The sequence below is a fragment of the Deltaproteobacteria bacterium genome, assembly GCA_020845895.1.
GTDB lineage: Bacteria > Lernaellota > Lernaellaia > JACKCT01 > JACKCT01 > JADLEX01.
In genome coordinates, this window is record JADLEX010000046.1 from 22,092 (window position 1) to 29,837 (window position 7,746).

A 7,746-nucleotide genomic window follows, 5' to 3' on the forward strand; every position below is an offset into this window, starting at 1 on the left:
TGGCGCCCGCCTTGATCGCTCCAACGCAACTCGCCTAAACTCCCTAAGATGACCCCGACAAGAGGCACCGGCTTCGAAGCGCGGCTGTGCGTCGCGCTGGCGATGTTCTGTCTGCCCGTGTTTCTTGCGGGGACCTCGCCGCTGCTCTATTGGCGCGATTCCGCCGAGTTCGCGATGCTCGGCCGCAACCTCGACATCGGTCACCCCGCCGGATCACCGTTGTTCGCCATGTTCGCCCGCGCGTTCGACGCGCTTCCGATCGGCGCGGCTCCGTTTCGCGCGGCGCTCCTGACCATCGTCACCGCGTGTGCCGCCGTTTCGGCCATCGCGTGGCTGCTCCTGCGCATCGGGGCGCGGCTTCGCGTCTCTCACGCGGGCTGCTCGATGGCCGCGGCGCTCGCGGTCGGTGCCTTCGCGTTCTCGCGCGCCTGGTATGAATGGGTCGTGGCGCCCGAGGTCTACGCCGCGCAGGTGCTTTTCCTCGCGCTCTTCGGCATTTGCGCGTTGCGCGTCATTCCCGAGGGCGACGCCGCGCCGGACCGGCGTTATGCGTGGCTCGCCGCATTCGTGCTGGGCTTGGGCTGCGCGGCGCACATGGGCACGTTGCTGCTCGCGCCGGGGCTCGTGCTCCTGCTCTGGCTCCCAACGCGGCGGCACTGGCGCGTGCGCCACGCGGCGCTTTTCGGCGTGTTTTGTATCGTCGGGTTTTCCGTTTATGCGTATCTGCCCGTGCGTTCGGCGATCGACCCGCCCTTCGATCAGGGAAATCCCGAGTTCTGGGGCGCTTTCGTCTCGCACATCACGGGCTCGCGGTACTCCCCGATCATCCATTCGTTTCCCTGGCCGCGCGTGTGGTACGACCTCAAGGCGCTCGTTGCGCACTTCCCCGATCAGCTCTCCTGGCCGGTCGCGGTCGCGGCGCTCGCTGGGCTGCTGGTCACCGCGCGCCGGCAACGCGCGCTCGTCCCCGGCATCGTCCTCGCGGTCGCCGGTCACCTGTACCTGTACATCAAGGACTGGCACCGCGCGTTCGGCTACATCCCGCTCTTCGCAGCGGCGGCGCTGTTTGCGGGGGTGGCCGTGCTCTTCGCGATGCGTCGCCTCGAGGCCGAGCGCGCCTCGCTGTCGCGCCTCTTTGTCGCGCTCGTCGGTGTCGTCGGGGCGGCCCTTTTCGCCACGCAGAGCCTCGCCGCTTTGCGTGGAGGTTCGCGGGCGGATCACGACCTCATGCATCGCCATGTGCGCGCGCTGATGGACTCGCTCCCCCACGGCGCGATCTACGTGAGCTATCAGGATGCGAACAGCTACAGCGTGTTCTACTCGCAAAGCATCGAGCGATACCGCGAGGATATCCGGCACCTGCACCGCGCGTTTTTGGGGTATCCCGACTACCTGAAAACGCGCGATCCCGAGCTCGTGCTGGACGGCTATCAGCCGCGCAAACCCTTCGCCGCGCAGGAGATGCTGCTGCGGTCGGCGGGCGACGGCGGCGTGTTCTGGGATTACGGCTGGGAGGATCGCCCGTATTATCGTGACGAGACACTGATACCGTGGTCGTTCGTGTATCGAATGACCGAGGATCCGAATGTCCCCGCGACGCTCGAACCCGCGATGGAGAAGCGGTGGATTCGCGCGCCGATCGACCACTTGGACCAGTTCGGGTTCGACTGGACGGCGCGTCAGGTGTATTCGCAGTTCTATTCGCTTGCGGCGAAATACGAATTCGATCGTGGCCGCCTCGACGAGGCGGGGCGGCGCATCGAACGCGCCGTGGCCATCTGGCCCGAATCGGGCGCGGTGCGCGGGCGACGGGCGGCGTGGCTCGCGGCGACGAACCGTTGGGAGGACGCCTGGCGCGAGGCGACAGAGGCGACGCGCATCGAGCCGTATCTGATCGACAGTTGGATGTATCGGGCGCAGTTCGCACGCGAGACCGGCCGGCGCGACGACGCGATCGAGAGCTGGCGCGCGGCGCTGCGGCTCAACAAATTCCACAGCTTCGCGGCGGCGTCCCTTGCAGCGATGCTGATGGAAGAACAGAAATACGGCGCGGCGGCGAAACAGGCGCGGCGCGCGGTCGCGGGAGCGCAAAACCGTGTGGACCGTGCGCGTGCGCGGCAGATACTGGTTAGGGCTTGGGTCGGCGCGGGACGCTGCGACAAGGCGCTGCCGATGATGGAGCGCATGCTGCGCCGCGATCCCAACGACGAGGCGATTGCGGGGCTGCGCGATCACTGCCGCGCCGGCGGTGAGTCGTCGAACTAGAGGAGGCATGGTGAGCGAACGCGACTACGAACTGTCCATCGTGATCCCCGTTTACAACGAGACGGGGCGCATCGAGGCGGGGCTGACGACCATCAAGGAGTTCGCGCGCGGCTTCGCGCCGCCAACGCAGATCGTCGTGTACGACGACGGCAGCCGCGACGATACGGTGGCAAAGGCCCGCTCGCTGCTCGCGGATTTTCCGGATCACGTGGTCATGGAAGGTCACGCGAATCGGGGCAAGGGGTTCGCGATCCGCCACGCCATGATGCGTGCGTCGGGCGCGGTGCGCCTGTTCACCGACATCGACCTGTCCGTGCCGATCGAAAACTCCGCGTCGTTTTACGAGCGCGTGGCGTCGGGCGTGCCGGTCGTGATCGGCTCGCGTAAGATGGCGGGCAGCCACATCGACGTGCGCCAGCCATACTACCGCGAACTGCTGGGCGGCGTATTCCGCTGGACCTCGCGCATGATCTTCGCGCCGCCGGTCACCGACTTTACTTGCGGCTTCAAGGCGTTTTCGGCGCGCGCGAGCGAAGCGATCTTTGGGCAGGGGCTCATCGACCGCTGGACCTTCGACGCGGAGATTCTGTTCCTCGCGTATCGCATGGGATTTGCGATCCACCAGATTCCCATTTACTGGGCGAACTCCGAAGACTCGCGGGTGCGCGTCGGCATCGACGCGGCGTACAGCTTCTACGAGATGGCGCTCATTCGCTGGTATCACTTGATCGGCCGCTACAATACAGTGATCGGGCCGACCGCGCGGGGCTGAGGGGAACGGCTACCCGATCGGCGCGGGCGGCGTCTCGATCGCGCGGCGGTAGAACCGTTCGAGTTCGTCCGCGACGCGCTCGCGATCGTACACCAGGGCGGCGCGATCGCGAGCCGCCAAGCCCAATCGGGCACGCAGCGCGCCATCACCCAGAAGCCGTCCGAGTGCGTCGGCGAGCGCGGCGGGATCGTCGGGCGGAGCGAGCAGGCCGCAGCGGCCGTCGTCCAGCAGTTCCTCGGGGCCGCCGCAGCGCGTGGCGACAATGGCTGAACCGGCCGCCATGGCTTCGAGGCAGGCGAGCGAGAATCCCTCGCGGCGACTGGGGATCGCCGCGATCCGCGCCCGACGCACGGACTCGACCGTGTCCGCGTGCGGGCACTCGCCGGCGAAATCCACGCGTGCCGAAATCCCGAGACGATTCGCCTGATCGCGCAGTTCGCGCTCGGTCGGCCCCGTTCCGACGAGGCGCAGCCGTGTCCCGGAATACGGCAAACGGGTGAACGCGTCGAGCAACACATCCTGCCCTTTTTCGCGCGAAAGCCGTCCGACGCACACGATTTCGTCGCACCGTTCGCGGTCTTCGAGCGCGGCGATGGCCGCCGTGTCCACGCCGAGCGGAAGGACGAACACGTTCGAGGGCGCCGCGACGACGGCGGCATGCTCGGCCATCTCGCGGCTATGGACGAGCACCGCCCGGGAACGCCTGGTGACCGCCCGCGCGGCGTCTTTCATCAGCGCGTTCGACGTCATCAAATCGGAGCCGTGGAACGACGCGACGATCGGAACGCGCACTCCGGAGATCACGGCGGCGAGGCCCGCCGCGGTCCAGTGCGTGTGGACCAAATCGGCCGATGCCGCCGCATGGCGAATGGCCGTCGCCATCGCGCCGACGAACGACGGCACGGCGAGCCACAGCCACGGTTTCGCGCGCAGGTTGGCGGGGATTCCGCCGCCATACGCGACGCGTTCGAGACCGCCCGGCGCGTAACGAAAACGCGTTACCTGGACGGCGTCGATCGATTCTTCGCGCACAAGTTCCGGAGCGTTTGGACAGATCACGCGGACCTCGTGGCCGCGCGCGGCCATCGAACGCGCCTGCTCATGCACAAACGTTCCCGATCCGTGGCCCGCGCGGTTCGGATAGCTCGTCGAAACGATCAGGAGGCGCATCAGTCGGTCGGCGGTTTCGGCGAGCGGAGCTCGGCGTCCTCGCGGCGCTTGCGCGCGAGCAGGTCGGAGAGCAGCCGCCGGTTCGCGGCCTGCAGATCGGCGATCACGCCCATCACGATCACCTGAATCCCCACGATGGTGAGGATCGCCGCGAGGATCAGGCTCTGTACGTGCCCCGATCCCGTGCCGGAAAAATACGCGGCGAGAAAACGTAGGCCGATGAGCATGGCCGGGATGATGAGCGCGAGCCCGGCGAGCGCGAACGCCTGCAGCGGGCGGTAGAGAATCGAGATGCGCAGGATGGTGGCGACGCTGCGTGCGACGTAGTTCCACTGCGAACGCATGAGGCGAGACTCGCGCGTCTTGGGGTTCGTGCGGATGGGGACGAATTCGAGCGCGAGCCCCTCGCGCCCCGCCTGAATCAGCGTTTCGAGTGTGTAGGTGTAACTTGACACGACGTTGAGGCGGATCGCCGCCTCGCGCGAATAGGCGCGGAACCCGCTGGTGGCGTCAGGGACGTCGGTTCCCGAGAACGCTCGCACCACGCGGCTGCCCAGACGCTGGAGCGCGCGTTTTTGCGCGCTGAAGTGCGGGATCGCGTCCATGTCGCGGCAACCGACGACGATCTCGGCGCGACCGGCGAGAATGGGATCGACGAGCGCCTGAATGTCCGCCGCCTGATACTGGTTGTCCGCGTCGGTGTGCACCACGACATCCGCGCCCATTTCCAGCGCCCGGTCGAGCCCCGCGCGAAACGTGTAGGCCAGACCGCGATTTTGCGGCCAGCGCGCGACCACCGTCGCGCCCGCCGCCCGCGCGGCCTCGCTCGTGCCGTCGGTGCTGCCGTCGTCGAGCACCAGCACCGCGATCTCGTCGATGCCCGCGAGCGCGCGCGGCAGGTCGCGGATCGTCGCGCCGATCGTGCCCGCCTCGTTGAACGCGGGGATTTGAATGACGAGCTTCACGCGGCGGCCTCGTTGGGAATGCGAAGAAATTTCTAGCACGTTCATCCGCGCGTGGGTACGGGGCGGGCGCCGATCGTACGACGCAAAAAAAGAGGCGGACACAGGGGTTGTGTCCGCTCACGGAGGAAATAGGAACAATGGGGTGCTTGTTGTGCGTCGCTCAGATTCGGTCCTGATTCGTGGCCGTCCTCCTTTGGCGATGCGCCGGTCGGGGTGGGGGAAACCCTGCCGCTTGCCCGCTGTCCCGGTTCGCGACCCGCCAGTGCCCGACGTGCCGCGTTCCGATGAGAGATACGAAAGCAAGCGTCGCGCCAAGATTGTGGACGTTGGTGGTGACGAGGTTTCTTTAGATATTTTGAGGATTTAGCGTTGAAGGAGGAAAACGCGGAGGCGTTGACGCATTACGAAAACACCGAGAGTAGGAATTTTCGTAAACGGAGCTGAAAACATCGGTTCGATGTCTGAGGGACTTATCGGCGGTTTCTCGAAGGACTTGAGTCCTGACCGATCGACGTGCGGCGAGCGGGTTCAGTGATACGTCGGCTTAGTCGGTCCTTCGTCCTTCTTTTCGCTCTTGCCGCCGTCGACCACGCGATACTTCTTGCGGAAGTGTTCGAGCTTGCGTTCGTAATAGGTCTTTCGCACGCGCATGTAGAGCGTGTCGTAACGCAGGAACACGTACGCGAAGATCATCCCGCCCAGGTGCGCGATGTGCGCGATTCCGGGGTTGCGTCCGTCGAGCACGTACAGGAATTCGATCAGACCGGCCATCACCGCCATCCACTTGCCCTTCATCGGGATGATGAAAGCGACGAGGACGACGCGGTCGGGCCACGTGAGGCCCCACGCAAGCAGCAGACCGAAGACGATGCCCGACGCACCGACGGTGGGGATGATCCCGCCCGGACCGCTCGCAACGACCTGACACAGTCCCGCGCCGAGGCCCGACAACACGACGAGCCAAATGAATTTATTGCGGCCGAACTTGAATTCGAGCTCCGCGCCGAACATCCACAGCATCAGCATGTTCATCAGCAGATGGCCGACGCCGCCGTGCAGGAAATGGAAGGTGGCGAGCTGCCAGATCCAACCGCGGAACACGAGCTTGGGCACGAGGCCGAACGCGTCGGTGAACCACGGGAAGAGCGCCTGAAGCACAAAACCGGCGACGTTGGCGATCAGCAGCCCGCGCACGATGGGACCGACGCGCGAGGGGCCGAACTGGACACGCATGTTGCCGCCCTGCCCGAATCCGCCGCCGCGACCGCCCATGCCGCCGCCGAAACCGCCTCCGAAAGGTCTTTGCGTCATCTCGTGACCTATTTGAACGACGCGAGCGCCGAGGTGAGGATTTTGAAGATTTTGTCGAGATGCACCGCCGTCGGGCCGAAGCGATCGGTGAAGAGATTCGATTTCACGCCCGCCCCGCAGGTCATGAGCCGGTGCCCCATCGCGCTCACCTCGATCATCATCCCGCGCTCCTCGTACGACAGCGCGAGATGGCGCAGCGACGCCTGCATCGCGTCGAAGATCGCGAGGATGTCGAAGGGACTGCGAATCGACAGGGCGACCGCGTCCGCGCCCTTGAGAAAAAACAGACCGAGGCGAATGTACGCGGGCGGATCGAGGATGCCCACGCGCAGGACATCGCCGTCGAGCTTGCCGTCGAAGATCGGCTGATCGAACGCAAAGATCGTGTACGAGAACGGGTGCGTCGCGCGTTTCAGGTAGTCCGCGCCAAAGTCGATCAGGTCGAAGATCGTCTGATGTTCAAAGTGCTTGAACAGCGTCTCGCGGATCTGCCCGAGCAGCGACGGCATCTGCTTGAGGAACTCGCGAGCCTTGCCGCGCAGAAACGCGAGATGGATATCCGAGTGGCCCTGCTGGTCGAAGTGCGTCTCGCTGATCGCGCGTCCGTGCAGTCGGATTTCGAGAAAGCCCTTCGCCGGGGCCGCGTGGCGCGCCGCGATTTCGTACAATTCTGGCGTGATGCCCGATTCGATGAACCGGGCCATGTCGTCATCCTGATCGTCCAGCATCATGTGGCTGGAGAATCCGCAGTCGCGCAGTTGCCGCGCGAGCGGTCGGAACATGCCCTGATGGCGTTTGAGATGATCGACGATCGCGTCGGTGAAATTTTCGGCGTGGCGCTTAGCGTGCGGCATCGAGGACGTCCCACAAGACGCGGTCGGTCGCGTTGTCCGCGATGTGCCGCCCGTAGTTGACGTAAAGCAGGCGACCATCGCGATCGATCACGAAGTCCGCGGGCTTTTGTCGCTCATCGCCGTCGAATCGTCCATGCCAGTATCCCGCGAGCGTCGCCTTCGCCGCGCGACCGAGCGCGGCGGGCGCGACGTATTCGCCCCAGGTCGCCCGTTCGACTCCGTAGAGCGAAAAGAGTTCCTTGCCCGGATCGGGGATGACGGTGAGATCGAAGGGACGCTTTGCGTGATGTTCGCGCAACGCCGCCGCGTCGGACTGGATGACGACCACGAGCCGCGCTCCGCGCGATTCGAACTGCGCGCAATTCGCCTGCAGCTCGTGAAATCGCATCTGGCAAACGGGGCAACCCAC

At 65.6% G+C, this 7,746-nt stretch carries 7 protein-coding genes; 2 read left to right on the top strand and 5 right to left on the bottom strand.

The window, feature by feature from the left end; genetic code table 11:
* Positions 1–48 precede the first annotated feature (48 nt).
* Together IT350_05770 and IT350_05775 are read left to right on the top strand one after the other, a co-directional pair.
* Complete coding sequence (locus tag IT350_05770; GenBank protein MCC6157542.1) at positions 49–2,265, top strand: DUF2723 domain-containing protein; 2,217 nt, start codon at positions 49–51, stop codon at positions 2,263–2,265.
* 10 nt (positions 2,266–2,275) lie between these two features.
* On the top strand, positions 2,276–3,037 hold the full coding sequence (locus IT350_05775; GenBank protein ID MCC6157543.1) for a glycosyltransferase: 762 nt from the start codon (positions 2,276–2,278) through the stop codon (positions 3,035–3,037).
* Positions 3,038–3,046: 9 nt separating this feature from the next.
* Here IT350_05775 and IT350_05780 read toward each other — a convergent pair whose 3' ends face one another.
* The 5 genes from IT350_05780 to IT350_05800 form a co-directional block, all read right to left on the bottom strand.
* Entirely contained in the window at positions 3,047–4,207 is a 1,161-nt protein-coding gene (locus IT350_05780) for a glycosyltransferase family 4 protein (protein MCC6157544.1), read from the bottom strand.
* Positions 4,207–5,172 carry a glycosyltransferase family 2 protein gene (locus IT350_05785; protein ID MCC6157545.1) on the bottom strand — a complete coding sequence of 322 codons (966 nt, stop codon included), beginning with the start codon at positions 5,170–5,172 and terminating at the stop codon, positions 4,207–4,209. The genes IT350_05780 and IT350_05785 overlap by 1 nt, the downstream gene beginning before the upstream one ends.
* Positions 5,173–5,700: 528 nt before the next feature.
* A complete protein-coding gene (locus tag IT350_05790) occupies positions 5,701–6,444 on the bottom strand; it encodes a rhomboid family intramembrane serine protease (protein ID MCC6157546.1) in 744 nt (247 codons plus the stop codon).
* A 47-nt stretch (positions 6,445–6,491) separates the two neighbouring features.
* Positions 6,492–7,337: a hypothetical protein gene (locus IT350_05795; GenBank protein ID MCC6157547.1), complete on the bottom strand. Its 846-nt coding sequence runs from the start codon at positions 7,335–7,337 to the stop codon at positions 6,492–6,494.
* The gene (locus tag IT350_05800; protein MCC6157548.1) at positions 7,324–7,725 is read right to left on the bottom strand and encodes a redoxin domain-containing protein; all 402 of its coding nucleotides are present in this window, start codon (positions 7,723–7,725) and stop codon (positions 7,324–7,326) included. The genes IT350_05795 and IT350_05800 overlap by 14 nt, the downstream gene beginning before the upstream one ends.
* Positions 7,726–7,746: the final 21 nt, after the last annotated feature.

Excerpts from the sequence above, each read along its gene's own strand:
- IT350_05770 (MCC6157542.1), top strand. The coding sequence starts at position 49 with ATGACCCCGACAAGAGGCACCGGCTTCGAAGCGCGGCTGTGCGTCGCG.
- IT350_05780 (MCC6157544.1), bottom strand. The coding sequence starts at position 4,207 with ATGCGCCTCCTGATCGTTTCGACGAGCTATCCGAACCGCGCGGGCCAC.
- IT350_05790 (MCC6157546.1), bottom strand. The coding sequence starts at position 6,444 with ATGGGCGGTCGCGGCGGCGGATTCGGGCAGGGCGGCAACATGCGTGTC.
- IT350_05795 (MCC6157547.1), bottom strand. The coding sequence starts at position 7,337 with ATGCCGCACGCTAAGCGCCACGCCGAAAATTTCACCGACGCGATCGTC.
- IT350_05800 (MCC6157548.1), bottom strand. The coding sequence starts at position 7,725 with ATGCGATTTCACGAGCTGCAGGCGAATTGCGCGCAGTTCGAATCGCGC.